Source organism: Escherichia sp. TW14182 (assembly GCF_000208525.1).
In the GTDB taxonomy this organism is placed as follows: Bacteria; Pseudomonadota; Gammaproteobacteria; order Enterobacterales; family Enterobacteriaceae; genus Escherichia; species Escherichia ruysiae.
The window spans coordinates 1-667 of record NZ_AEJZ01000206.1; the positions used below are offsets into that span (position 1 = coordinate 1).

The 667-nt window shown below is 51.7% G+C and carries 1 protein-coding gene; it reads left to right on the forward strand.

From position 1 onward, the window contains the following. A partial coding sequence (locus EQY_RS25730) for an IS110-like element ISEc66 family transposase (protein WP_000324958.1) occupies window positions 1-667 on the forward strand: 667 nt, incomplete at both ends.

A 667-nucleotide genomic window follows, 5' to 3' on the forward strand; every position in this document is an offset into this window, starting at 1 on the left:
AGTCCGGTTGTTGCAGGCCCGCTTCGTTAAGGCATTTGTCATGGGCAATAAGAATGACGTGATGGATGCACGGGCTATCTGGATGGCAGTTCAGCAGCCAGGTAAAGAAATCGCCGTCAAAACAGAAGAACAACAGTCAGTGCTGGTTTTGCACCGTTCCCGCAGACAATTGGTTAAGTTCCGCACCATGCAGATTAATTCTCTGCACGGCACGCTCCTGGAATTTGGTGAAACAATTCACAAAGGTCGGGCAGCAATGGAGCGGGAGTTCCCTGAAGCACTGGAGCGGATGAAAGAGAGACTGCCACCGTATCTCATTACTGTGCTGGAAAACCAGTACAACCGGCTGAATGAGCTGGACTCACTGATAGAGGATATTGAAAAACAGCTTACCAGCGTGGCGAAACAGAATGAAACCTGTAAGCGGTTGCTGGATATTCCCGGCGTTGGGCCACTTATTGCGACGGCAGCGGTGGCCAGCATGGGGGAAGCATCAGCGTTTAAATCAGGGCGAGAGTTCGCGGCTTATGTTGGTCTGGTGCCCAAACAGACTGGCTCAGGAGGGAAAATCCGCCTGCTGGGGATAAGCAAACGTGGTGATACATATCTGCGAGCCTTGTTTATTCATGGCGCAAGGGCGGCAGCATTACTGACCAAAGAACCTGGT